Origin of the sequence: Stenotrophobium rhamnosiphilum (assembly GCF_003052265.1) — a bacterium.
Taxonomy (GTDB): Bacteria; Pseudomonadota; Gammaproteobacteria; order Nevskiales; family Nevskiaceae; genus Stenotrophobium; species Stenotrophobium rhamnosiphilum.
On the sequence record NZ_QANS01000002.1, the window covers coordinates 333,314 to 356,395 of the forward strand.

The following is a 23,082-nucleotide window of genomic DNA, read 5'->3' on the forward strand; positions in this document are numbered from 1 at the left end:
GCAAGCTATTTAGAGCCTCTAAATTTTTAATGAATAAAAAAGCCCGCTTTAGCGGGCTTTTTTATTGAGTCGAGAAAACTTAATCGCCCATTACTTCACGTTCCATCGCTTCGATGGAAACGTGGCGAACGTCTTTGCCCTTGACGAAGAAGATGACGTATTCAGCAATGTTCTTGGCGTGATCACCAATACGTTCCAGCGCGCGCACGCTCCAGATGATGTCCATTACGCGACGGATCGTGCGTGGATCTTCCATCATGAAGGTGATGCATTGGCGCATCAGCGCTTCGTATTCGCGATCAACGGCGGCGTCTTCGCGTGCAACGTCTAGTGCGGCGTTGATGTCCATGCGTGCGAATGCGTCGAGTGCGTCGTGCACCATCTGCGAAACGTGCTTGGAGAGATGGCCGACTTCAACCATTGAAGCGCCACGCTCTTGCGCAGCAAGATCAGCTGCCATGCGTGCGATCTTTTCAGCTTCGTCACCGATGCGTTCAAGATCGGTGATGGTCTTGATCACTGCAACAACTAAACGAAGATCGCTGGCAGTCGGCTGACGACGCGCAAGAATGCGGTTGCACTCTTCGTCGATATAAACCTCGAACTGGTTGACCTTGTAATCGTTACGCGCAACTTCATCAGCAAGCGCTGCGTCGTGATCCATGAATGCGCGAGTGGCATCCACGATCTGCTGTTCGACAAGTCCGCCCATCGAGAGCACGCGCTGACGCACGTCTTCGAGTTCTGCATTGAACTGGCTGGAGATGTGCTGCTTGTAAACCGGCTTATCCATGACCGCGTGTCCTTAAAAAAACATCGGGAATTTATGACGCCATTCTGACCTGCTGGCCCCTTGGGTCAAGTGCCATGTGCGGCATCTGACCCAAGGAGTGACCCGGCGCCTTTCAGCGCCGGGTCGCTTACACCTTACAACTTTTACTTAGAATGCGAACTGTGCGCGAGCCATCAGAGCCTTAGGCTTGGTGCTTTCGCCTACAACTACGTTGGTAGCACCTTCAGCATTAGCAAATGCATAGTCGACCATGAAGCGAACGTTGGGGTTGAAATAGTAGTTCGCACCCACGGTCACAGCGCTAACCTTCGCGTCAGTGTCCTTGTTCTTGATGTTGTCATAACGAACGGCCACTTCAACTGCGCCATCGACGCCGTTGATCTTAGCCGCGCCGTAGGTTGCATCAGCGGCCTTATAAGGACGTGATTCACCCGTGATGAACCAGCTGGCAGTCGCCGAGAAAGCATTAACTTTCTGGCCATCCTTAGCATCGCCATCACGCTTGTACTTGGCCGAACCGTATTCGCCCTGCAGGAATACAGGACCAATCACGCCCATGGCTTCCACAGTCAAAGTGTTGACCTTGGCGGTGTTGGCGTTGGTGGTAAAGCCGCTGAAGACATTGAAGCCGATACCGGACTTGCCCAGCGAAGTTGCGTAGCCTGCAGTCGGATTGCCGTAGCCAGGGTTGCTGGCAATCAGATCAAACTGGTCAACGGTGTAGCTTGCGCCGATGTGCAGCAAAGCGCCTTCCGAATTGATCGGGGCATAAGCTACGCGAACGTTGCCGCCCAAACCTTCCGTGTTGCCCTTGCCAACCTTGGTCTGCGAGTAACCCGAAGCGCCGATCCAGAGGTTGTTAGCGGTGTACTTAACAAACACACCGTCGGTGTAATCGCGGCCGCCAAGGATACCGTTGGCTGACAGAACGTTACGTTCCATGAACACGGTGTCGTTGTTGCTTGCGAGTTCGTCCAAGCTGCGGAAAGGCTTGCGCTGACCCACATAGACCGTGGTGTCACCGAATGACTTGCCGATCCAGACGTCATTGAAGCCAGCGCCAGCGCCAGCCTGCTTGCTGATCGTTGGAGCATCTTTCGAAGTGTTGCTGATGTCTTCGTCGATGTTGTACATCCAGCCGAAGGCTTTGCCCTTCAAGGTGATGAACACGCGACGGAAGTAGAAACCACCGTTTTCGTTGGTGCCGATAGTGTTGTCGTCGACATTTAAAGCCGTGCCATCAAAATGGATACGACCGCCAACGGTCGCTTCAAAGCGGCCGTCGTCAGATTTAATGGTGAGACCGCCCTTGGTTGTCGGCGTGTCAGCAAAAGCAGCTGGTGCGATTGCAGCCATAGCTGCTGCGATTGCGGTGTACTTTAAAAACTTGGTCACTGTTAGGTTCTCCCTAGAACACAAAATGGATTCACACTTTCCCTTCGACAGGTATGCTTCTAGAGATCCATCTGGATCCTGTCAGAGATGCGCATACCCCCTGAAAACGGCGCTAGGATGACTCGCGAATGTCTCAGTCTTGTGAACTTCATGTGTCAGATTCATGACACGACGACCCGGGATCGGGTCTGCACCTATTAAGGAGTAGGTTGCCCTTTTGTCATTACGCTTTAACGACATAGCGAGAGAATTTGGGGCGAATTGAATAAATCTTTAGAACTGCAAAGAAACTGTAATGAACGGTCGCTACCATCGCCGCGTCATCAAACATGCTCTATCCGTTTCCAAGGAGATTTCCATGAAAGGCTTAACCTCGATCATGCGTACCGCCGGGCTCGCCCTGGCTGGCACGATGCTCGCCACCTCAGCTTTCGCCGCAGACATTTCCGGCGCTGGCGCAACGTTCCCCTACCCGATCTACGCCAAGTGGGCTGACGCCTATAAGAAAGAGACCGGCAATGGTCTGAACTATCAGTCCATCGGTTCGGGCGGCGGCATCAAGCAGATCAAAGCCAAAACCGTCACTTTCGGCGCTTCAGACAAGCCGCTGAAACCAGAAGCACTCGATGAAGCAGGCCTGATGCAGTTCCCAATGGTGATGGGCGGCGTTGTGCCGGTCGTCAACGTTAAGGGCGTCAAGCCAGGCGATATGGTTCTGGACGGCCCAACGCTGGCCAACATCTTCATGGGCAAGATCAAAGTGTGGAACGACGCTGCGATCAAAAAGCTGAACCCAACGCTGGCACTGCCAAGCACCGCAATCGCGGTTGTGCACCGCTCAGACGGTTCGGGCACCACCTTTAACTTTGCGTATTACCTCGGCGACGTCAGCACCACGTGGAAAGAAAACGTCGGCGTTGATGCTTCGGTTGAATGGCCGGTCGGTATCGGCGGCAAGGGTAACGAAGGCGTAGCCAACATGACGGCGCAGACGGACGGCGCTATCGGTTACGTTGAATACGCTTACGCCAAGCAGAACAAGATGTCGTACACCAAGATGATCAACAAGGCGGGCAAGATTGTTACGCCAGACGACACCACCTTTGCTGCTGCCGCTGCTAACGCAAACTGGGCCAAGGCTCCAGGTTACTACCTGATTCTTGCTAACCAGCAGGGCGACCAGAGCTGGCCGATGACCGCTGCAACCTTCATCCTGCTCTACAAGAAGCCGGGCGATACCGCAGCAGTTGTTGAAGCGCTGAAGTTCTTTGACTGGGCCTTTGCTAAGGGCAACCAGATGGCGATTGAACTGGACTACGTGCCGATGCCGGACAGCGTTCAGAAACTGGTACAGAACAGCTGGGCGACTCAGATCACCGACGCCGCTGGCAAACCGGTTTGGACCAAGAAGTAAGTTGTTTCAGAGAGAGAGGCCCCAAAAGGCCTCTCTCTTTTTCTGAGTTACCATCGCGACACTTTAGAAACGCGGAGTTTGCGTGAATCCTGCTCAAAATACGGCTGGTATTTACACAGCCGATAGAAAAGTCCTGGCGAGGAATTCTCTAAAGGATAGTTTTGCCCGCTATCTCACTAAATCTGCTGCCGTCCTAGTACTGCTGCTACTGGGTGGCGTCATATTCGCCTTGATTGAAGGTTCTCTGCCTGCAATCAAGCAATACGGTTTTGGTTTTATCACCACCGAACGTTGGAACCCGGTCACCGAAATCTTTGGCGCCAAAGCGCCGATTTACGGCACTGTGGTCACCTCACTCATTGCAATGCTGATTGCGGTACCTGTTGGTATCGGCATTGCTGTCTTCATCACCGAGTTGTGCCCGCGCTGGCTCAAGCAGCCCATCAGCACCGCGATTGAATTGCTGGCCGGTATTCCCAGCATCATCTACGGCATATGGGGCCTGTTTATTCTTGCGCCGCTATTGCAGCGATACATTCAACCCGCACTCATCGCCACATTTGAAGGCGTGCCCGTGCTTGAAGGCTTGTTCTCTGGCCCTCCCTACGGCATCGGCATTCTGACTGCAGGTCTCATTCTCAGCATCATGGTGTTGCCATTCATCACATCGATTACACGCGATGTATTTGAAACCGTGCCGCCCATGCTCAAAGAATCGGCCTACGGACTTGGATGCACCACGTGGGAAGTCGTTCGTCACGTTGTTCTGCCTTACACCCGCACCGGCGTTATCGGCGGCATGATGCTCGGCTTAGGTCGCGCTCTGGGTGAAACGATGGCGGTGACTTTTGTCATCGGCAACGCACACAAAATTGGCAGTTCACTATTGGCGCCAGGCACCACCATCTCTGCCAGTATCGCCAACGAATTTACTGAAGCAGATGGCGAGCTCTACACCTCATCACTCATCGCCTTAGGTCTGATTCTGTTCGTCATCACCTTCATCGTATTGGCTGCCGCACGTTTGATGCTGCTGCGTCTTGATAAGAAGGCAGGAAAATAATCATGAGCGCAACGCAAACCAGCAGTCGTTACAAACGTCGCAAGGTTTATCACTACCTTGCAATGGCACTGGCGTTCATTGCCACTGGCATGGGTTTATTGGCATTAGCTTGGATTCTCGGCACGCTGCTGTGGAAAGGTTTTGGCAGCTTGTCTTGGGATGTCTTCTCGCAGATGACACCACCACCCGGCGAATCCGGTGGTCTGCTCAATGCCATTTACGGCAGCTTGGTTCAAACCATTCTCGCAACCCTCGTCGGCACGCCTATCGGCATTGCCGCAGGTACGTACATGGCTGAGTACGGTCGCAATACCAAACTCACCACGACGGTGCGTTTCATCAACGACATTCTGCTCTCCGCACCTTCTATCGTTGTCGGCTTGTTCGTCTACGAAATCATGGTTGCGCCCATGGGCCACTTCTCGGCTTGGGCTGGCGTCGCTGCACTATCCATTTTGATCTTGCCAGTTGTCGTACGCACCACTGAAGACATGTTGTTGTTAGTGCCAGACTCTTTGCGCGAAGCTGCTTCTGCACTCGGCGCGCCACGCTACTTGGTCATCCGCAAGGTTTGCTACGGTGCTGCCAAAGCAGGCTTGATGACGGGCGTATTGCTGGCCGTTGCACGCATCAGCGGTGAAACCGCTCCGCTGCTGTTCACCTCACTGAACAACCAGTTCTGGAGCACCGACATGAATGCGCCGATGGCGAACTTGCCGGTTGTTATCTTCCAGTTTGCACTCTCACCGTATCCAGATTGGCAGAAGCTCGCCTGGGTCGGCGCACTCATTATTACGCTCACCGTGTTGACGCTAAATATTCTGGCGCGCACTTTGATTTCTACTCGCAAGCAGCAGAACTAAGACTCCATCGCCATGGACACCTCAATGAAAGATCGTTCAAACATCCAGCTGCCCTCAACGGCAGTACCTCCAGATGGCGGCAAGCATCCGCGAGGCATGGCGGATCTCAAGGAAAAAATTTCCGTCCGTGATCTCTGCTTCTATTACGGCGAATCGATGGCGCTGAAGCACATCAGCCTGCCGATTTACGAGAAGACCGTCACTGCATTCATTGGGCCATCCGGCTGCGGCAAATCAACGCTGCTGCGAACGCTCAACCGCATGTATGACTTGTATCCCAAGCAGCGCGCCAGTGGCGAAGTATTGCTCGATGGACACAACATTCTTGCCGGCGGCCAGGATCTCAACCTCCTGCGCGCACGCATCGGCATGGTGTTCCAGAAGCCAACGCCATTCCCTATGTCGATCTACGAGAACATTGCGTTCGGCATTCGCCTGTACGAAAAAATCTCGCGCGCCGAAATGGATGAGCGCGTAGAAGACGCACTCAAGCGCACTGCCCTGTGGGATGAAGTTAAAGACAAACTCCACAGCAGCGGCATGAGCCTCTCTGGTGGTCAGCAGCAACGTCTCTGCATCGCTCGCACAATTGCTGTGCGCCCGCAGGTGATCTTGCTCGACGAACCAACGTCAGCACTCGATCCAATCTCCACCGCAAAGATCGAAGAACTGATTTATCAGCTCAAAGCCGACTACACGATCGTCATCGTCACCCACAACATGCAACAGGCCGCACGCGTCGCCGACTTCACCGCCTTTATGTACCTCGGCGAGCTGGGCGAATACGGCAGCACGGATCAGATCTTCACCAAGCCGAAAGAGAAGCGCACGGAAGATTACATCACCGGACGTTTCGGCTAGTTCAGCCTCTGCTTCAAACAAAAAGCCCGCACATTGTTGCGGGCTTTTTGTTTATGAACGACGTAGGCTGGGTTGCTGCGAAGCCAAACCCAGTGCTTGCCAGTCGAGTTATGCTGGGTTTCGCTGCGCTTTAACCCAGCCTACGGGCTGTGTTCCATCCAATTGTTGTTAAGCCATAAGGCCTATTGCCCATGGGAATGACACCAGAACAATTCTTTGAATCCTTCGTAGTAGGGAACCTAGAAGATTGCATCGATCAACCAGGCGACATTCGCAGGGCATTCAATGCATCCGTCTCCGCCTCGCATCTAGCGGACCATTATTTCCTGCATAGCCAACGGCATCAGCCGGATCTTGTTGCCCCATTCAGTGATATCGGAAAATTTGTCGAACACCTATCAACAGAAACTGCTGGTGCATTCAGAGACGTCCGCAGCATCTCTAATGTCTATAAGCACCTGTACACAGATAAGGGAAATCTTGCTCAGTATTCATCAGTCAATTCTTGTGGCTCTATCGACGCCATAACTCTGAAGAACGACGAAGAATTACAGGGTCCAGAAGAAGACTATGTTGAAGGAAATAACGGTGAAGCACTTCGACGAGTGATAGTCACACTAAAGGACGGATCACGGAAAGAAGTCCTTGCCGCGCTAGAGTCAGTGACTGAGTACTTTCGAGCGTTGCTCTATGCAAAGACATAAACAGCGCAAGCAAACGTAGGGCGGGTTAGCGAAGCGTAACCCGCCGTTCTGTCCCATAAATAAGAAAGGCGGGTCTTGACCCGCCCTACTATTAAGCGTTGCAGAACGAATTACTTCTGCATCACCGGCGCAGCTTCGGTCAACACACGAACGCGTTCACCGGGGAAGTAGCAGCTGAACGTGGAGCCCACGCCGAGTTCGCTATCAATCTGTAGCTGAGCCTGGTGTGATTCCAGCGCGTGTTTGACGATCGACAGGCCCAAGCCTGTGCCACCACTAGCGCGTGAGCGGCCGACGTCGGCGCGGTAGAAGCGTTCGGTGAGGCGTGGCAGATCTTTGGCGGCGATGCCGATGCCGGTGTCGGCAACTGCGAAGCGCGCTTGCTCGCCATCACGCTCCCACGACACGCGGATCACGCCGCCTGGTGCGGTGTAGCGCACGGCGTTGGAAACAAGATTGGTGAAGATGCTAAGCACTTCGGTTTCGCCACCCAGCAGACAGAGATCAGGCTGGATGCGTGCTTCGAACGTGTGATTGCCTTGCGACATTGCTTTCACTTCATCAATCACGCGCCGTAGCAGCGAGGGCACGTCGAGCAAATCTTGCAGCGTCTGGCCATGTGCATGCGCTTCGAGTCGCGCCAGTTTGAGCATGTCGTTCACTAACGATTCCATGCGCACAGTCTGGTTCTTCATTTCCATCAACGGCGCGCGCCATTCGGACAATGGATTCTTGCCCTGCGCTTCTGGCTCCAGCATATCGAGATAGCCGCGCAGCACAGTCAGTGGCGTGCGCAGCTCATGCGATGCATTAGAAACAAAATCACGCCGCGCGGTTTCCAGTCGTTTAATTTCAGAGACGTCACGCACGATAAGCAGACGCTGATTGTTGCCGTAAGGAATGATCTGCAAGGACAGCGTGCGATCACGCGTGAGCGGTGATGGCGCTTCTATTTCGCCATCGTAAGTATCCGACGCAACGTATTCAGCAAATTCCGGATAGCGAATAAGATTGACGATGCGCAGACTAATGTCTTGCGGGCTACGTAAACCCAACAAGGTTTGCGCGGCAAGGTTGAACCACATGATTTCGCCACGCTCGCTCAGCACTACCGCGCCGTCGGGCAAAGCCTCAGTCGATGAACGAAATTCCGCGAGCATCGCGGTTAAACGTTTTTTCTTTTTGCGATTGCGGCGTTGGTTGTCCTGCAAGCGATAAAAGATATCGCCCCAGATTCCAGAGGGCTCAGGCAATTCGTAACGTTTGGGTTGATACACCCACGCTTGCAGCTTGGAGAGACGGCGCACATAAACCACCAGATACAGCGCCAGCACAACACCGATACCAAGGAAGCCATAACCCAGCCAATGGCCGAAGATGCCACCGACAATACAGGACAGCACAATGCGAACCGCCTCACTGCGCCACGAATTGGGCAGCGGCAATGGCTCTGGTTTGGGCTTGTTAGACGCGGGGTCGAACGGCGAAAAACTCATCGGTCCCCCTTATCAATCTAACTGGTGTTAAGCAGCGCGCGATTACGCGCGTTCTGAAAAACGATAGCCGGTGCCACGCACCGTCTGGATCATGTGGTCGAAACCATGTGGCTCCAGCGCTTTGCGCAGACGACGAATGTGTACGTCGACCGTGCGCTCTTCAACATAAACGCTTTGACCCCAGACGCGATCCAGCACCTGCTCGCGCGTGTAGACACGCTCAGGATGGCTGACAAAGAAATGTAACAAGCGATATTCCGTCGGGCCGAGATGCACAGGCGAGCCTTTGGCAGTGACGCGCTGGCTCGCAACGTCCACTTCAAGACCATCCACCGACAGCTTCTCTTCTTCCCCACCCGGCTGAGCGCGACGGATGACGGCTGAAATGCGTGCGATCAGTTCTGGGAAGGAAAATGGTTTCGAGACGTAATCATCGCAACCGGTATTCAGACCGCGCACCTTGTCTTCTTCTTCAGCGCGTGCGGTGACCATGATCACCGGAATGTCTTTGGTCGTCGCAGCCGATTTCAATTCACGGGTGAGTTCAACGCCAGAGATGCCGGGCATCATCCAATCCATCAGGATCAGGTCCGGACGCTCTTCCGCGAGTCGCAAGCGCGCCTCTTGGGCGTTGCCCGCTTCGATGACGCGGAACTCAGCGCGAGTCAGCGCAAAGCGAATCATCTCGCGAATCGCGCTTTCGTCTTCAACAACGAGAATCAGTTTATTGCTCATGCTCATAAATTCTGTAGGTCTTCCTTGTTCAGAATATGACGAGCGTGTGAAGGATTCGTTACAAGCGGCGCAAAATCACGCTGCCAGCCGAATATCCTGCACCAAAGGCGCATAAAACGCCGATGTCGCCTGTCTTGAGATCTTCATGATGCTTATGAAATGCAATGACCGAACCGGCTGAACTGGTATTGGCGTACTCATTCAGAATCACCGGCGCTTCTTTCTCGTCCGGCTCGCGGCCGAGCACTTTGCGCGAAATGAACTGGTTCATCGACAAATTGGCCTGATGCAGCCAGAAACGGCTGACGCCGCTGGGCTCGATGCCCAGATCGCCCAAATGGCTGGTGATCTGCTCAGAGACCATCGGCACCACTTCTTTAAACACCTTGCGGCCTTCCTGGTTAAACAGCACATCGTTCCACTCGCGTGGCGGCTGTTCGCTGGCATTGAGGAAGCCAAAGTTGTTACGGATATTGTTGGAATACGAGGTCTGCAGGCGCGTGCCGAGGATTTCGAAACCGCCGTTGACGGCGTTTTCCAGCGGCTCAATCAACACCGCCGTCGCTGCATCACCAAAGATGAAGTGGCAATCACGATTACGGAAGTTGAGATGTCCGCTGCAAATCTCTGGACAGACCACTAATACTGCACGGGCATTGCCGTTGCGCACGGAATCCACAGCGGCCTGAATACCAAACGTTGCCGAGGCGCAGGCGACGTTCATGTCATAAGCAAAACCTTTAATGCCGAGATAGTGCTGCAACTCAACGGCAATCGCAGGATACGGACGGGCCAGATTGGAGCAAGCCACAATGACGGCATCGACATCTTCAGGCTTGCGCCCTGCACGCTCCAGCGCCTGACGTGCTGCAGCCATGCCCATTTCGGCAAGAATCGATGGCTCATCATTGCCACGGCGCGGAATCTGCGGACGCATCACTTCCGGATCGAGAATGCCGGACTTGTTGACGACAAAACGCGAGTGAATGCCGGAGGCCTTCACAATGAACTCGCTCGAGGAGTGCGCCAGCGGCTGCACGGTGCCTGCCGCAATCGCATCAGCGTTGCGAGCGTTGAAGTTATCAACGTACTGATTGAAAGCCACGACCAGTTCGTCGTTGCTGATGGATTCTGCCGGGGTGAACAGGCCGGAACCTGTAATGGCGACGCGCTTCATGGATGCCGTCCTAATTATTCTGTAAGTCGTAATGGCTTGATTTTAACCGACCGCAGGCCAGCCGGCCCGCAAAATCGCTTCCCTGAGGGTTTCGCGGGTTTCTGGCTCGTGTCGCAGCGTTAAATGCGAACCGTAATACCAGTTAACACGCACATCCCAGTGTTTGGCGAGGGCCAGCGCGTGCCGTGGCAGCGCAATGCGATCACCCGATGCTGCAAAAACCAACAAGCGCTCTTTATCCAATAAAGGCGGCTTGCTCAAAGGCGACACCAAGCTCAAGGCCTGACGGTAACGCTCTTCGTCCAGACCCTGCGCGCTGAAGTAACGCAAATACGGCGGCGGCATAAAGCGCCACACGCTGGCGGCAAAGTCGGTGACGGGAATACCGGCAACGACAAAGTCCAAACCGGGTTCATAGTTCGCTAAAAGGCTGGCGTTGTACCCACCCAAACTGATGCCGAGCACACCGATTCGCGCATCGGGTTCTTGTTCGCGAATCCACGCGACAGTGCGGCGCAGATCCCACAGCGATTGGGCTTCCGCGTAAATCAGATCCAGCAAATTACCGTCGAGAAAATGATCGCCCGAGCGTGCGCCGATACGACGCGCGCCGTGCAGTGGCAACACCGGCTGCACAACATTGAGCCCAAGGCTCTGATGCAACCAGTTGGGGTGAAACAAACCAAAATCCGTCCACGGCATGCCCATGCGATAACCATGCACGCACAGCAGCCAAGGACGCGAAACACCGGCGTGACGCATCACGCGCACAACGGCTTGGTTGTTAGTGGTGTGGCGTTTCCATAGCGCCGCACCAGGCAAAGCGTCGTCTGGCAAAAAGCCGCTTTCCCAACGCAGTTCTTCGTAGTCGTGGCCGAAGATGCGTTTCTTTTCGATGCCGACATTGGTCGGCGCGGGCGGCGCTTGATGGAAGCTGGAGGCATCTTTATCCCAGCCCTGCGCTTTGATGATGGCTTCGAGCTTGAAGGTGTCTTCGCACATCAGCGCAGCGGAATCGCCGACTGGCGCTTTAACGCCTGCAACGAAGTAACCCAACATGGCTTCATCGAGACCGGCTTTGGCATCCATCTCCAAAGACATCTCAGGCAGTGGCGCATCCGGATGGACCGACTCGGATAAAAGTCCAACACGACCCGCCACCAAAAATGAACCAACGCAGCCAATGAAACAGACGAACGCTGTTCCAACATTGCCCATCAAAAACAGGATCACCGCGAACGTTGCTCCGACGACGCTGGCCAATGCCATGTAAGCCGTGATGCGTGGGTCACCCGGCATTAGCAGCAAGGCGATGCCCGTTGCCAGCAATACGCTGCCCGGTAGCAATGCCCACAACAACCATTGACCATCATTGCGCGCGAGCAGCCAGTAAAGGCCGACCGCGATAGGAATCCAGCTGAGAATTTCCCAGCGCTTGGGTTGTGGCATTTGCGTCATGGTGTTTCCAAACTAATTGCTTTTAGGTGCTCAGCAAACGCCAGAACGTCATCGTTATAACAACGGCGCCCACGCCCAGTAAGAGTTGTGTTGGCCATACCCAACGGTTGTTGCGCCGCATGGGGATAAACGCAGCGAGCCCAAGCAGGCCCAGCGTTGTAAACAAGCCGACCAGCTTCACCAACAGCGGCAATTGCTCACGCAGTTCTGGCGCACTGTCGATATAGATGTAATACAGAAAACAGACAACGCCCATAACCAGCGCCATAACCCCACCAAACAGCATCAGCGCAACGGTCCACCAACGAAGAAATGTCATTTTTTACGCTTCAGTAATCGGACTACGGGAAAGAGTTCGCGAGTAACGGCAGGAGACTTGAAGCCACTCTTGAGCAACAAAGAAACAAAACCGCGGACGATACGATCGCGGTTCGAGAAAACGCTGTCGACCATCGGTACGCGAACATCGTTTAGAACCGTAATAGCGTCATCTGGTTCATTGCCGAAATTGAATTTAACGGTGAGGTTTACATCCAACGGTTCTTTCGGGCCTTTCTTACGGGACGAGCTTTTTTCCTGCATCTTGTCGCCTTTGGTTTTGGCTATCATGACTGGATGAACCTCGTCGAAAATCTCGTCGTATTTGCCCACGGAAAAGAAAGCGGGCCTTGGGGCACTAAGATTACCCACTTGGCCGAGACCGCACGCGGACGCGGCTTTGAGGTGATGAGTCCAGATTATAGTCACACCCACGATCCTAGGGAGCGTGTAGCGCAATTACTGGCGCTGGCACCTACAGCAAAGCGTTTGGTCTTGGTGGGTTCCAGTATGGGCGGCTATGTTTCGGCTCAGGCCTGTGCCACGCTCAAACCGCAGGCACTGTTTTTGATGGCCCCGGCTTTGTATTTCACGGGTTGGGATGAAGAGCCTCAGGGCGTGCCGGCACTTTGCAGCGTGGTCCATGGCTGGCATGACGATATTGTGCCGATGGAGCGTGGTTTACGTTTCGCAAAGTCAAATCATGCGACGCTACATGTATTGAATTCGGATCACGGCCTTAACGATCAGCTTGCAGCGCTCGCGCTTTTATTCGGCGATTTTCTTGACCAAGTCAAAACAGAAATCTTGTGAATATAAAAATAGATCGTCAAAAACTCGAAGAGGCTTATAACAACACGGACTATCGCGTCCTGTTGCCACGCAATGCGCTGACCCTTCGCATTGGCGAGTACGACGCTGCAGCCGAAAGCAGCTTGTTCAAGCACTGCGACATTCAAGAAAGCTGGGCGATCATCACGCCCTGCAATCCGAATTCAGAAAAAACCGATGACGACGCCAACCTTGCAGCGCTCACGCGTTTGCGACAGGAACTGGAAGTGGTGGGACTGCGTTATTTCACCGCCATCAATCAAAGCCCGGATGGCGAATGGCCAGAGCATGGCTATCTGGTTGCCGACCCTGAACCTGCAAAAGCCAAGGCACTCGGCCGCCGCTATCGTCAGAACGCGTTTGTCAGCGGCACCAAAGGCGAAGCGCCGAAGTTGATTTGGCTGCTGTAAAACCCAGCCGTTGCGGCCACTGAATCGCCGCTTCAATTCAAAATATTGGGCCCAATCGCTTTCTTATCTATAGCTATCGCCTAAGCTTTAGCCCTTAATAGAGGTTGAAGTTTTTGCGGTAGTTTTGCTCTCTGAGCATTCTGATAAAAATTATATAGCTCAGAGACCAAACTGCGCGCTCATTCAATAATAAAAGTGGCCGTTTAATCATTGGGGAGATCAAAAATGATAAGAAAAAATTTTGTGCTAGTAGCACTTTTGACTTTAATGACCACTGGCTGCGCCACAATTTTTAATGGCCGCACAGAAGCTGTTCAATTTAGAAGCACGCCGGACCAAGCAGATGTGGTCATCTCAAATCGAGCTGGCGAAATAACGCATAGAGTCACCACGCCAGCCACGGTTACCCTTAACCGTAGCGCCGGCTTTTTCAAACCCGAGATATACACCGCCGTCGTGACAAAACCGGGCTTTAAACCAGGAATCATTGCCGTGCCTGGCAAGGTCAATAACTGGTATTTCGCCAATTTGGTAATTGGCGGTGTGATTGGGATGTTAATTGTCGATCCAGCGACAGGCGCCATGTTTAGCTTTTCACCCAGCACCACCGAGGCCAAGCTCACAGCGCTCTCTACAAGCAATCCAGTAGAGACGAATATCCAAGACGAGCCATTGATAGCGCCTTAGCCAACGGATCAGCTCAATGGCTTAGACGGTCTCTATCGGCTTGTAGGCTTCAACAAACTCAGGGGGCATGCGCTTGGGCCTGCCACTCTTCATATCAATACAAACCCACTGCGTGCGACCACGCAGCACGGTTTTGCCATCGCCGACCCGGATGATTTGATAAGCACGCCACATCGTCAGCTTGGCGTCGCATTCGGCGATCCAGGTTCCCAGCAGTAGCTCGTCGCCCGCAAAGGTTGCGGCAAGGTAGTCAAGCTCGTGACGGCGGGCCACGCAACCAGCGTTGAGCCGCTCATAGTCGTCAAAACCCAGCTTCAAACTAACGGAATGGCCCCAAGCCACCTGCTCCGCCCAGCGCAGATACTGCACATTATTAGTGTGGCCGAACTGGTCCAGATGCTCTGGACCTACCGTCACGCGTTCCGTAAATGGGGTTGGAACGTCCCAAGAAATAGTCGTAGTCATACCTAAATATGCCGGAAAATCATTGAGATTGTCGCGTCGCAGCATTACAATTCCAATCAGGACCCATTTAGTCTTGATTGAACATGCTCAAGCTCGGCAAATTAGCGGATTACGCAACGGCACTGATGACCGCGATGGCATCGGCACCGTCGCAGGTGCATACGGCGCAGGGACTGGCTGATCGCACCCATGTGTCCGCACCCACCGCAGCCAAGCTTTTGAAACTACTGACTAAAGGCGGTCTTGTTGAGTCGCTGCGCGGTGCGCATGGCGGCTATCGCCTGAGCCGCTCGCCTGAGCGCATCACGGTGGCCGAGATCATTGGCGCCGTTGAAGGCCCAATCGCCGTCACTGAATGTTCCGAAGATCACAGCGGTTGCAGCATGGAATCCAGCTGCGCCACCAAAACCAACTGGCGCCTGATCAACCGCGCGATTTATGAAGCGCTGCAAGCTGTGTCACTGGCGCAAATGGCCGCGCCGGCACCGATGCGCCGCCAGGAGTCCCCCATCCATTTTCATCCAGCCACTTCGCTGGCTGGCAGCTGATCATGTCCACGACCTCACAAGACATCCAAGACATCGTTCGTAAGAGCGAGTACAGCGCCGGTTTCATCACCGACGTTCAATCCGACACCGTGCCACCAGGCCTGTCGGAAGACACCATCCGCTTCATCTCCGCAATGAAGAAAGAGCCGCAGTGGCTGCTCGACTGGCGCCTGAAAGCGTATGCACGCTTCCTGAAAATGAAGGAACCAAAGTGGGCGCATGTGCACTATGCGCCGACGGATCTGCAAAGCATCTCGTATTACTCGCAGCCGAAGTCGATGAAGGACGGCCCCAAGTCGCTCGATGAAGTCGATCCGAAGTTGCTGGAGACGTACAAGAAGCTCGGCATCCCGCTGCGCGAACAGGAAATGCTCGCAGGCGTTGCGGTCGATGTCGTGTTCGACTCCGTTTCTGTTGCCACCACCTTCCGCGAAAAGCTCAAAGAGTCTGGCGTGATCTTCTGCCCGATCAGCGAAGCCGTGCGTGAGTACCCAGAGCTGATCCAGAAATATCTCGGCAGCGTTGTGCCGCAAGGCGACAACTATTACGCCGCGCTGAACTCCGCTGTGTTCACTGACGGCAGCTTCGTCTACATCCCGAAGGGTGTGCGTTGTCCGATGGAACTGAGCACCTACTTCCGCATCAACGAGCGCAACACCGGCCAGTTCGAGCGCACGCTGATCATTGCCGAAGAAGGCTCGCACGTCAGCTATCTCGAAGGCTGCACCGCACCGCAGCGCGACGAAAACCAATTGCACGCCGCCGTGGTTGAACTGGTTGCGATGGACGACGCACAGATCAAATACAGCACGGTGCAGAACTGGTATCCGGGCGACGAAAACGGCAAAGGCGGCATCTACAACTTCGTCACCAAGCGTGGCGACTGCCGTGGCAAGCGCAGCAAGATTTCGTGGACGCAGGTTGAGACCGGCTCCGCGATCACATGGAAATATCCGAGCTGCGTTTTGCGCGGTGACGATTCCGTCGGTGAGTTCTACTCGGTAGCAGTGACCCATCATCGTCAGCAGGCCGACACCGGCACCAAGATGATTCACATCGGCAAGAACACCAAGTCGACGATTGTCAGCAAAGGTATTGCTGCCGGTCACGGCCAACAAAGCTATCGCGGCCTCGTGCGTATCCAGCAATCGGCTGAAGGCGCACGTAACTACACGCAGTGCGACTCGCTGTTGATTGGCGATACCTGCGGCGCGCACACCTTCCCTTACACCGAAGTGCGCAATCCAAGCGCGCATCTCGAACACGAAGCCACCACTTCCAAAATTGGTGAAGACCAGCTGTTCTATTGCCTGTCGCGCGGCATCAATGCCGAAGACGCCGTGTCGATGATCGTCAACGGCTTCTGCAAGCAGGTGTTCAAAGAACTGCCGATGGAATTCGCCGTTGAAGCACAGAAACTCCTCTCCGTAACTCTCGAGGGAGCAGTTGGGTGAGACGGGGCTTTCGTGAATTGCCTTGAATGGCAATTCACGCCGGCGAACGCCCGCACATGGATGTGCGGGCCGGTGTTTGGAAAATGAACTGAAGTCACGCCAGGGATGGCCTAGCGAAGTCTTACGAATAGCGAAATGAATATGCTCGAAATCAAAAATTTGCACGCCAGTGTCGAAGGTAAAGACATCCTCAAAGGTATTAATCTCAAGATTAATGCTGGCGAAGTCCACGCCATCATGGGCCCTAATGGCTCAGGAAAATCGACGCTCTCCAATGTGCTCGCCGGTCGCGAGGACTACACGATCACTGAAGGCAGCGTGACATTTGGCGGCAAAGATCTTCTCCAACTGCCCGCCGAGATTCGCGCTTGCGAAGGCATCTTCCTGAGCTTTCAGTATCCGGTCGAAATTCCCGGCGTCAGCAATATGGTGTTCTTGAAAGCGGCGATCAACGCCAAGCGCAAACATCAAGGCCAGCCAGAAATCGAAGCGGTAGATTTCCTCGCTTGGGTGAAAGACCGCGTCAAGAAAATGAGCATGGACATCAAGATGCTCCAGCGCGGCGTCAATGAAGGCTTCTCCGGTGGCGAAAAGAAGCGCAACGAAATTCTGCAGATGTTGCTGCTGGAACCAAAGCTGATGATTCTCGACGAGACCGACTCCGGTCTCGATATCGACGCACTCAAAATCGTCGCCGAAGGCATCAACACCATGCGCTCACCTGAGCGCGCGACGCTGCTGGTCACGCACTACCAGCGTCTGCTTGATTACGTGAAACCAGATTTCGTTCATGTGCTCGCTGGCGGCCGCATCATCAAGAGCGGCGGACCAGAACTGGCACGTGAGCTTGAAGAAAAAGGCTACGGCTGGCTGGACGCTGCATAAATGCTCAACAACATCACCACCGCTCTTGAAGCGCTACCCGCGCTGCCTGCGCCGCGGCGTGCGGCGCTTGATGCGCTGCTGAAGCAGGGCCTGCCGGGGAAGAAAGATGAAGATTGGCGCCATACCGATCTTTCCATCCTCGATCAGCTCAGCGCTGCCGACATCGCGCCGAGCGCACTGAACCACGATTATCCGAGCGCCTACGAAGACGGACTCGACGCGCTGAATACTGCGCTCTCCGGCGGTACGCAAACCCGTACGCTCGAAGGCAAAGTCGAACTCGACACCGGCCTGCACCAGCGCCTGAAACTCAAAGTCAGCGGCGATGTTGAACTGGTTCTGCAAGACATCACACCTTCACGCTTTGCGACGTTCTTCGCTGAGATTGAAGTAGCACCCAATTCGCGACTGCGTCTGCTACGCGTACAGCAGGCAGATTCGCAAGCTCAACGCCTGACTAATCTCAAAATCCTTTTGGCGCGTGATGCGCAGCTGGATGCAGTGACGGTAGATCTCGGCGGCCGCTTCGTCCGCAACGATCTGTATGTTCACCTCAACGAACCTGGCGCTGGCGTACAACTGTACGGCCTCTATGCACCGACGGGTTCCGAGCACGTCGACAACCACAGCTGGATCCACCATCGCGCGCCGCATTGCAGCAGCCGTGAATTTTTCCGTGGCGTTGTCTCCGGTTCTGCACGTGCTGTCTTCAACGGCAAGATTTTCGTGCATGAGAAGGCGATCAAGACTGACTCCGAAACTCGCGTTGCGAATCTGCTGCTATCGAAAACCGCTGAGGTTTACGCCAAGCCGGAACTCGAGATCTACAACGACGACGTTAAATGCGCGCACGGCGCGACTTTCGGTCAGCTCGACGAAGACGCGGTGTACTACCTGCGCGCCCGCGGTCTTGATCGCGATATGGCTCGCGCGCTGCTGACGCAGGCATTTGCACAGGAAATCATCGAGCACATCAGCAACGATGAACTGCGCGAGAAGATCACGCAGCGTTTTCTTTCACGCCTGCCCCAAGGCAATACGTCGGGCAAAGCCTAATGAGCGCGCCATTTGATCTGGCGCGCATCCGCGCTGACTTTCCGATTCTGTCGGAGAAGGTGCGCGGCAAACGTCTCGCTTATCTCGACAACGCGGCGACGACACAGAAACCAGAAGTTGTACTGGCTGCACTCGATCGCTACTACCGCCACCAGAACTCCAACGTGCACCGCGCCGTGCATGAACTTGCTGAGCGCGCGACCAACGCCTACGAAGGTGCTCGCGACACCATCGCCAGCTTCTTCAACGCAACGCGCGAAGAGATCGTATTCTCACGCGGCACGACAGAGAGCATCAACCTCGTCGCACGCTGCTATCTCGCACCACGTATTCAGCCGGGCGACGAAGTACTCGTCACTGCGATGGAGCATCACTCCAACATCGTGCCCTGGCAGTTGGTTGGCGCCAAGACGATTGCTGCGCCGGTTAACGACGCAGGCGAACTGATTTTCGAAGAGTGGCTCAAGCTACTCTCGCCACACACCAAGTTGGTTGCTGTCGGTCATTGCTCCAACTCACTCGGCACCGTGAACCCAATCGAAGACATGATTCGCGAAGCTCACGCTCGCGGCATTCCTGTCTTGGTTGATGGCGCGCAATCGATCGCACACATCGCTGTCGACGTGAAAGCACTCGACGTCGATTTCTTCGCCTGCTCCGCACACAAAGCCTACGGCCCTACTGGCTTCGGTACGCTCTACGCAAAACGCGAACATCTCGAAGCAATGCAGCCTTGGCATGGTGGCGGTGACATGATCAAGACCGTCGCCTTCAGCGGCAGTACTTGGAACGATGTGCCGTACAAGTTTGAGGCTGGCACACCGGATATGTCGGGTGCGATTGGTTTCGCCACTGCACTCGATTACATCCGTAGCATTGGCATCGACGCGATTCATGCACACGAACATGCCGTGCTTGAATACGCCACGCCACGCGTTGCTGAAATTCCCGGCCTGCGTTTGATTGGCACTGCACGTAACAAGGGCGGCATCTTGTCCTTCGTCATGGACAACGCGCATCCGCACGATATCGGCTCCATCCTCGATCAGGAAGGCGTTGCGATTCGCACCGGCCATCACTGCACGATGCCGCTGATGGAGCGCTTTGGCGTGCCTGCAACTGCGCGCGCTTCGCTTGCTGTGTACAACGGCACTGACGATATCGACCAACTTGTCGCAGCACTACACAAAGTCCAACGCCTATTCTCATGAGCGCGGTACTCGCGGCCAAGTTGTTAGTCTCGCCAGCATTGATTGGACTGGCCAGCCTCGCAGGTAAACGCTGGGGCCCTAACATCGCAGGACTGATGGGCGGCTTACCGCTAGTCGGTGGCCCTGTAGTTCTGGCCGTGTGGTTGCTGCACGGATCTGAGTACGCCACGCAGGTTTCACTGGCCGCGCCGATCGGCGTCTGGGCCACGATGGTCTACTTGCTGGTACTTGGTTTTATCAGCGTGCGCTGGCCTTGGTATAGCGCCATTCCATTTTCATGGCTGTGCTATCTAATCACCGCGCTGTTGATTGATGCTTCGGGCTTCTCGCAATCACTGGTTCTTGGCATCGCGATTATTCCTGGACTCTGGATCGCTGCCACGCGCGTGTTACCCAAACCCAAAGCAGCACCGATACCCGCCGCACTTCCGCAAATTGAATTGTTCGCGCGCATGGCTGCCGCTGCGTTATTGGTGTGGACGCTGACGACGATCTCCGAACACTTGGGAACACATCTCACCGGCGTGTTGGCGGGCGCACCAGTTGCTGCCGTCGTTATTCCTGCTTTCACTATGGCGAATAGCGGTCGCGATGCGCTGTTGATCACGTTGCGCGGATTTCTCACCGGGCTGATGGGATTTGCAGTGTTCTTTCTGATTCTTGGCCACAGCATGAGCGCTTTGGGCGCTTGGGCTGTGCTGCCTGCATTATTCGGCGGTGTTGCTGTTGGCTTGTTTGCAACGCATCACGCTAAAAAACATTAAGCGGCGCGAAGGTCTTCAATCTGCAGGTCGATACTCTCACGACCCTGCCAACGATTAATCGTTAAGCGATACACCAGCTGCACAAGGCCACGACGCTGCATGCGCTCAACGCCGCCAAAATCCATTGCAGCCAAGCTCACGCCGTTCACACGTACTTTATATTTCACGTGCGTTTGCGTCGCGCCAACGAGACGCGCTTCTTCAATTTCGAACACGCCTTCAAAACGCGGCTCCGGAAAACCCTGACCCCATGGGCCAGCGCGTTCGAGAACTTGAGCCGTTTCGATATGCAGTTCTTTCGGCGTTAACTCGCCGTCTGTCTCAATCACCTGTTCCAACTGCGCAGGCGCGAGCCATGCACTGCAGATCGCATCGAATGCCGCGCTGAATGTTTCGTAGTGTTGCTCTGGCAGCGTAAGACCTGCCGCCATGGCATGACCACCGAAGCGTTCAATCATGCCGGGGAATCTTGCATCAACCGCAGCGATGGCATCGCGAATATGCAGACCAGGAATTGAACGGCCTGAACCTTTCAACAAGCCGCCTTCTTTTGCGCGTGCAAAGGCAATTGCAGGGCGATGTAGTTTTTCTTTGACGCGTGAAGCGACGAGGCCGACTACGCCTTCGTGCCAGTCAGCATCGAACAAGCAGACGCCGACATTGCTGCCTTCCTCTGCAACAATCTGCAGCGCCTCATCCTTCATCTGCGTTTCAATTTCTCGACGCGAACGATTGAGCTTGTCGAGTGTGCGCGCTGATTCTTCAGCGGCAGCTCCGTCCTCACACATCAGGCATTCGATGCCGATGCGCATGTCTTCCAGTCGACCTGCCGCATTGATGCGCGGGCCGATGACAAAACCCAGATCAGTTGCTGAAATCTGTGCGGGCGCACGGCCTGCAGCTTCCAACAACGCCAACATGCCCTGCCGCGCACGGCCTGCACGAATACGCGCAACACCTTGCTGAACGAGAATGCGGTTGTTGTGATCGAGTCGCACAACGTCAGCGACAGTGCCGAGTGCGACGAGATCAAGATAGTCCGCCAGATTCAGTTCAGGACGATCAGCGAACCAACCGCTCTCACGCAAGCACGCACGCAATGCGAGTAACACGTAGAACATCACGCCAACACCCGCGAGATGTTTGCTCGGGAATGTACAGCCGGGCTGATTCGGATTCACGATGGCGTCAGCTGCTGGCAATTCAGGTCCGGGCAAATGGTGATCGGTGATTAGCACATCCATGCCCAAAGCTTTTGCGCGTGCAACACCGCTAACGCTGGCGATACCGTTATCCACCGTCACTAATAATTCTGCGCCCTGCTCTGCTGCGAGGTCCGCCAATGCAGGTGATAAGCCATAGCCCATCAGGAAACGATCTGGCACCACATAACCAACAGACTTCGCGCCCATCGCGCGCAGTGCAAGCATTGCCAATGCAGTACTCGTTGCGCCGTCAGCGTCGTAGTCACCCGCAATCACAATCTTGCGTTGACGACGCAGCGCGTCTTCAAGGAGAGCACACGCCGCATCAATGCCTTTAAGCAAAGATGGCGGAACAAGATTTTTCAATTCGAGCGGGAGATCAGATTCGACTACACCGCGTGCAGCGTAGACGCGACGCAACACTGGATGCAGCGTTGCAGGCAGTGCATTGATATCGCCTATGGCGCGCTGACGAATAAGTGGCTGACTCACTGCCAAGTCTCCACACCTTGCAACAACAGCCACGCACCCATCAACAGCGTCACTGATTCGAACGCACGCTTAATGAAGCGATTACCTTTTAGCAATGCGAGCGAGCTTCCGAAATATCCACCGAGCACACCGCCAACTGCGAGTGCGGGAATCCAATCCCAACGTACAGGCGCAGCAAGCGCAACAGTGACGCCTGCAATGCTGTTCCAAACCAAGGCCACCATCAGCATGGTGCTGGCAACAGCGGCTTGGTAGTCGAAACCAAACCAGCGCAGAAATACCAGCGTCGCAAACAGGCCGGGGCCAGAAGGAAATACACCGCAGAGAAATCCGACGACGCTCATCAAACCAGCGCCAATCCAGAGGCCGCGGCCTTCGCGATTACGCGGTGCTGCAATGACGCCGAAGTCAGGCTTGAGAATGGAATACAGCGCCATCGCGATATTCGTTACGCCAAATAAAACTTTGCCCGGCGCTGCAGGAATCACGAGTGCAGAGAGATTGCCGATGATGAGGCCCGGCACGCCAACGGCGAGCATCAGACCAATCAGCGGCCAATCAAATTTAAAACTGCGAAGGAGTTTTCCAGCAGAGCCAACGCCAAGTGCAACGACTGCAACCTTGTGCGTGACGATAGCGAGTGTAAAAGGCAGACCGAGCGCGATCAGCGCGGGAAACTGCACCAGCCCCGCACCACCACCGGCTAGCGCCGAGAAGAAACTCGCGACGAAGCCGGTGAGTAGTAGGGGCAGTTGATCCATGAGTGAAGAAATCGTGAGGCCGCATTGCGCGGCCGT

The 23,082-nt window shown here is 54.8% G+C and carries 25 protein-coding genes; 14 read left to right on the forward strand and 11 right to left on the reverse strand.

From position 1 onward, the window contains the following. Positions 1 to 79 precede the first annotated feature (79 nt). Positions 80 to 793 carry a phosphate signaling complex protein PhoU gene (gene phoU, locus CJD38_RS05495; protein ID WP_107939313.1) on the reverse strand — a complete coding sequence of 238 codons (714 nt, stop codon included), beginning with the start codon at positions 791 to 793 and terminating at the stop codon, positions 80 to 82. A gap of 147 nt (positions 794 to 940) precedes the next feature. Beyond that, on the reverse strand, positions 941 to 2,188 hold the full coding sequence (locus CJD38_RS05500) for an OprO/OprP family phosphate-selective porin (protein WP_107939314.1): 1,248 nt from the start codon (positions 2,186 to 2,188) through the stop codon (positions 941 to 943). Between the two features lie 358 nt (positions 2,189 to 2,546). Between CJD38_RS05500 and pstS the strand changes: the two genes are divergently transcribed. The 5 genes from pstS (at position 2,547) to CJD38_RS05525 (ending at position 7,093) form a co-directional block, all read left to right on the forward strand. After that, on the forward strand, positions 2,547 to 3,602 hold the full coding sequence (pstS, locus tag CJD38_RS05505) for a phosphate ABC transporter substrate-binding protein PstS (RefSeq protein WP_107939709.1): 1,056 nt from the start codon (positions 2,547 to 2,549) through the stop codon (positions 3,600 to 3,602). A gap of 133 nt (positions 3,603 to 3,735) precedes the next feature. Continuing rightward, positions 3,736 to 4,665 carry a phosphate ABC transporter permease subunit PstC gene (gene pstC / locus CJD38_RS05510; RefSeq protein WP_366511316.1) on the forward strand — a complete coding sequence of 310 codons (930 nt, stop codon included), beginning with the start codon at positions 3,736 to 3,738 and terminating at the stop codon, positions 4,663 to 4,665. Positions 4,666 to 4,727: 62 nt separating this feature from the next. Beyond that, complete coding sequence (gene pstA / locus CJD38_RS05515) at positions 4,728 to 5,528, forward strand: phosphate ABC transporter permease PstA (protein WP_436295552.1); 801 nt, start codon at positions 4,728 to 4,730, stop codon at positions 5,526 to 5,528. Positions 5,529 to 5,624: 96 nt separating this feature from the next. Next, positions 5,625 to 6,389 carry a phosphate ABC transporter ATP-binding protein PstB gene (gene pstB / locus CJD38_RS05520; protein ID WP_240783556.1) on the forward strand — a complete coding sequence of 255 codons (765 nt, stop codon included), beginning with the start codon at positions 5,625 to 5,627 and terminating at the stop codon, positions 6,387 to 6,389. A gap of 191 nt (positions 6,390 to 6,580) precedes the next feature. Continuing rightward, positions 6,581 to 7,093, forward strand: coding sequence for a hypothetical protein (locus CJD38_RS05525; protein WP_146165930.1), 513 nt, complete (start codon positions 6,581 to 6,583; stop codon positions 7,091 to 7,093). Between the two features lie 110 nt (positions 7,094 to 7,203). On the opposite strand, the gene phoR is transcribed toward CJD38_RS05525, so the two are convergent. Genes phoR through CJD38_RS05555 form a run of 6 tightly spaced genes read right to left on the reverse strand, consistent with a single transcriptional unit; the run spans position 7,204 to position 12,568 of the window. Further along, positions 7,204 to 8,589 carry a phosphate regulon sensor histidine kinase PhoR gene (gene phoR, locus CJD38_RS05530; protein ID WP_107939319.1) on the reverse strand — a complete coding sequence of 462 codons (1,386 nt, stop codon included), beginning with the start codon at positions 8,587 to 8,589 and terminating at the stop codon, positions 7,204 to 7,206. A 42-nt stretch (positions 8,590 to 8,631) separates the two neighbouring features. Next, positions 8,632 to 9,324: a phosphate regulon transcriptional regulator PhoB gene (phoB, locus tag CJD38_RS05535; protein ID WP_206362893.1), complete on the reverse strand. Its 693-nt coding sequence runs from the start codon at positions 9,322 to 9,324 to the stop codon at positions 8,632 to 8,634. Between the two features lie 58 nt (positions 9,325 to 9,382). Beyond that, positions 9,383 to 10,501 carry a beta-ketoacyl-ACP synthase III gene (locus CJD38_RS05540; protein WP_107939321.1) on the reverse strand — a complete coding sequence of 373 codons (1,119 nt, stop codon included), beginning with the start codon at positions 10,499 to 10,501 and terminating at the stop codon, positions 9,383 to 9,385. A 42-nt stretch (positions 10,502 to 10,543) separates the two neighbouring features. Then, positions 10,544 to 11,959 carry an alpha/beta hydrolase family protein gene (locus CJD38_RS05545; protein WP_107939322.1) on the reverse strand — a complete coding sequence of 472 codons (1,416 nt, stop codon included), beginning with the start codon at positions 11,957 to 11,959 and terminating at the stop codon, positions 10,544 to 10,546. A 22-nt stretch (positions 11,960 to 11,981) separates the two neighbouring features. Continuing rightward, positions 11,982 to 12,278: a hypothetical protein gene (locus CJD38_RS05550; RefSeq protein WP_107939323.1), complete on the reverse strand. Its 297-nt coding sequence runs from the start codon at positions 12,276 to 12,278 to the stop codon at positions 11,982 to 11,984. After that, positions 12,275 to 12,568, reverse strand: a complete 294-nt coding sequence (locus tag CJD38_RS05555; RefSeq protein WP_107939324.1) for a hypothetical protein — start codon at positions 12,566 to 12,568, stop codon at positions 12,275 to 12,277. Before CJD38_RS05555 ends, CJD38_RS05550 begins: the two co-directional genes overlap by 4 nt. A gap of 6 nt (positions 12,569 to 12,574) precedes the next feature. Between CJD38_RS05555 and CJD38_RS05560 the strand changes: the two genes are divergently transcribed. The 3 genes from CJD38_RS05560 to CJD38_RS05570 all read left to right on the forward strand — a co-directional run bounded on the left by CJD38_RS05560 (position 12,575) and on the right by CJD38_RS05570 (position 14,205). Beyond that, positions 12,575 to 13,090 (forward strand): alpha/beta fold hydrolase, encoded by a 516-nt coding sequence (locus CJD38_RS05560; RefSeq protein WP_107939325.1) that lies wholly within the window; start codon positions 12,575 to 12,577, stop codon positions 13,088 to 13,090. Beyond that, positions 13,087 to 13,518 carry a DUF3293 domain-containing protein gene (locus CJD38_RS05565; protein ID WP_107939326.1) on the forward strand — a complete coding sequence of 144 codons (432 nt, stop codon included), beginning with the start codon at positions 13,087 to 13,089 and terminating at the stop codon, positions 13,516 to 13,518. Before CJD38_RS05560 ends, CJD38_RS05565 begins: the two co-directional genes overlap by 4 nt. Positions 13,519 to 13,743: 225 nt before the next feature. Next, positions 13,744 to 14,205, forward strand: a complete 462-nt coding sequence (locus tag CJD38_RS05570; RefSeq protein ID WP_107939327.1) for a hypothetical protein — start codon at positions 13,744 to 13,746, stop codon at positions 14,203 to 14,205. A gap of 21 nt (positions 14,206 to 14,226) precedes the next feature. Here CJD38_RS05570 and CJD38_RS05575 read toward each other — a convergent pair whose 3' ends face one another. Then, entirely contained in the window at positions 14,227 to 14,670 is a 444-nt protein-coding gene (locus tag CJD38_RS05575) for an acyl-CoA thioesterase (protein WP_107939710.1), read from the reverse strand. 83 nt (positions 14,671 to 14,753) lie between these two features. Here CJD38_RS05575 and CJD38_RS05580 point away from each other — a divergent pair, with 83 nt between their 5' ends. The 6 genes from CJD38_RS05580 (at position 14,754) to CJD38_RS05605 (ending at position 20,588) form a co-directional block, all read left to right on the forward strand. Beyond that, entirely contained in the window at positions 14,754 to 15,218 is a 465-nt protein-coding gene (locus tag CJD38_RS05580) for an SUF system Fe-S cluster assembly regulator (protein ID WP_107939328.1), read from the forward strand. A 2-nt stretch (positions 15,219 to 15,220) separates the two neighbouring features. Beyond that, positions 15,221 to 16,672 carry a Fe-S cluster assembly protein SufB gene (gene sufB / locus CJD38_RS05585; protein ID WP_107939329.1) on the forward strand — a complete coding sequence of 484 codons (1,452 nt, stop codon included), beginning with the start codon at positions 15,221 to 15,223 and terminating at the stop codon, positions 16,670 to 16,672. A gap of 141 nt (positions 16,673 to 16,813) precedes the next feature. Continuing rightward, on the forward strand, positions 16,814 to 17,557 hold the full coding sequence (gene sufC / locus CJD38_RS05590; protein ID WP_107939711.1) for a Fe-S cluster assembly ATPase SufC: 744 nt from the start codon (positions 16,814 to 16,816) through the stop codon (positions 17,555 to 17,557). Then, positions 17,558 to 18,613, forward strand: coding sequence for a Fe-S cluster assembly protein SufD (gene sufD, locus CJD38_RS05595; protein WP_107939330.1), 1,056 nt, complete (start codon positions 17,558 to 17,560; stop codon positions 18,611 to 18,613). It abuts the gene before it with no gap. Continuing rightward, entirely contained in the window at positions 18,613 to 19,824 is a 1,212-nt protein-coding gene (locus CJD38_RS05600) for a SufS family cysteine desulfurase (protein ID WP_107939331.1), read from the forward strand. The genes sufD and CJD38_RS05600 overlap by 1 nt, the downstream gene beginning before the upstream one ends. Continuing rightward, on the forward strand, positions 19,821 to 20,588 hold the full coding sequence (locus CJD38_RS05605) for a hypothetical protein (protein WP_107939332.1): 768 nt from the start codon (positions 19,821 to 19,823) through the stop codon (positions 20,586 to 20,588). The genes CJD38_RS05600 and CJD38_RS05605 overlap by 4 nt, the downstream gene beginning before the upstream one ends. Here the strand turns inward: CJD38_RS05605 and recJ are convergent. Both recJ and CJD38_RS05615 read right to left on the reverse strand, forming a co-directional pair. Beyond that, positions 20,585 to 22,285 carry a single-stranded-DNA-specific exonuclease RecJ gene (recJ, locus tag CJD38_RS05610; RefSeq protein ID WP_206362894.1) on the reverse strand — a complete coding sequence of 567 codons (1,701 nt, stop codon included), beginning with the start codon at positions 22,283 to 22,285 and terminating at the stop codon, positions 20,585 to 20,587. The two genes, CJD38_RS05605 and recJ, sit on opposite strands and share 4 nt — an antisense overlap. Next, complete coding sequence (locus tag CJD38_RS05615; RefSeq protein ID WP_107939333.1) at positions 22,282 to 23,046, reverse strand: sulfite exporter TauE/SafE family protein; 765 nt, start codon at positions 23,044 to 23,046, stop codon at positions 22,282 to 22,284. The genes recJ and CJD38_RS05615 overlap by 4 nt, the downstream gene beginning before the upstream one ends. Positions 23,047 to 23,082 lie beyond the last annotated feature (36 nt).

Coding starts and splice junctions, on each gene's coding strand:
- phoU (WP_107939313.1), bottom strand. CDS start 793: ATGGATAAGCCGGTTTACAAGCAGCACATCTCCAGCCAGTTCAATGCA.
- pstS (WP_107939709.1), top strand. CDS start 2,547: ATGAAAGGCTTAACCTCGATCATGCGTACCGCCGGGCTCGCCCTGGCT.
- pstA (WP_436295552.1), top strand. CDS start 4,728: ATGGCACTGGCGTTCATTGCCACTGGCATGGGTTTATTGGCATTAGCT.
- pstB (WP_240783556.1), top strand. CDS start 5,625: ATGGCGGATCTCAAGGAAAAAATTTCCGTCCGTGATCTCTGCTTCTAT.
- CJD38_RS05525 (WP_146165930.1), top strand. CDS start 6,581: ATGGGAATGACACCAGAACAATTCTTTGAATCCTTCGTAGTAGGGAAC.
- phoR (WP_107939319.1), bottom strand. CDS start 8,589: ATGAGTTTTTCGCCGTTCGACCCCGCGTCTAACAAGCCCAAACCAGAG.
- phoB (WP_206362893.1), bottom strand. CDS start 9,324: ATGAGCAATAAACTGATTCTCGTTGTTGAAGACGAAAGCGCGATTCGC.
- CJD38_RS05540 (WP_107939321.1), bottom strand. CDS start 10,501: ATGAAGCGCGTCGCCATTACAGGTTCCGGCCTGTTCACCCCGGCAGAA.
- CJD38_RS05545 (WP_107939322.1), bottom strand. CDS start 11,959: ATGACGCAAATGCCACAACCCAAGCGCTGGGAAATTCTCAGCTGGATT.
- CJD38_RS05550 (WP_107939323.1), bottom strand. CDS start 12,278: ATGACATTTCTTCGTTGGTGGACCGTTGCGCTGATGCTGTTTGGTGGG.
- CJD38_RS05555 (WP_107939324.1), bottom strand. CDS start 12,568: ATGATAGCCAAAACCAAAGGCGACAAGATGCAGGAAAAAAGCTCGTCC.
- CJD38_RS05560 (WP_107939325.1), top strand. CDS start 12,575: ATGAACCTCGTCGAAAATCTCGTCGTATTTGCCCACGGAAAAGAAAGC.
- CJD38_RS05570 (WP_107939327.1), top strand. CDS start 13,744: ATGATAAGAAAAAATTTTGTGCTAGTAGCACTTTTGACTTTAATGACC.
- CJD38_RS05575 (WP_107939710.1), bottom strand. CDS start 14,670: ATGACTACGACTATTTCTTGGGACGTTCCAACCCCATTTACGGAACGC.
- CJD38_RS05580 (WP_107939328.1), top strand. CDS start 14,754: ATGCTCAAGCTCGGCAAATTAGCGGATTACGCAACGGCACTGATGACC.
- sufB (WP_107939329.1), top strand. CDS start 15,221: ATGTCCACGACCTCACAAGACATCCAAGACATCGTTCGTAAGAGCGAG.
- sufC (WP_107939711.1), top strand. CDS start 16,814: ATGCTCGAAATCAAAAATTTGCACGCCAGTGTCGAAGGTAAAGACATC.
- sufD (WP_107939330.1), top strand. CDS start 17,558: ATGCTCAACAACATCACCACCGCTCTTGAAGCGCTACCCGCGCTGCCT.
- CJD38_RS05600 (WP_107939331.1), top strand. CDS start 18,613: ATGAGCGCGCCATTTGATCTGGCGCGCATCCGCGCTGACTTTCCGATT.
- CJD38_RS05605 (WP_107939332.1), top strand. CDS start 19,821: ATGAGCGCGGTACTCGCGGCCAAGTTGTTAGTCTCGCCAGCATTGATT.
- CJD38_RS05615 (WP_107939333.1), bottom strand. CDS start 23,046: ATGGATCAACTGCCCCTACTACTCACCGGCTTCGTCGCGAGTTTCTTC.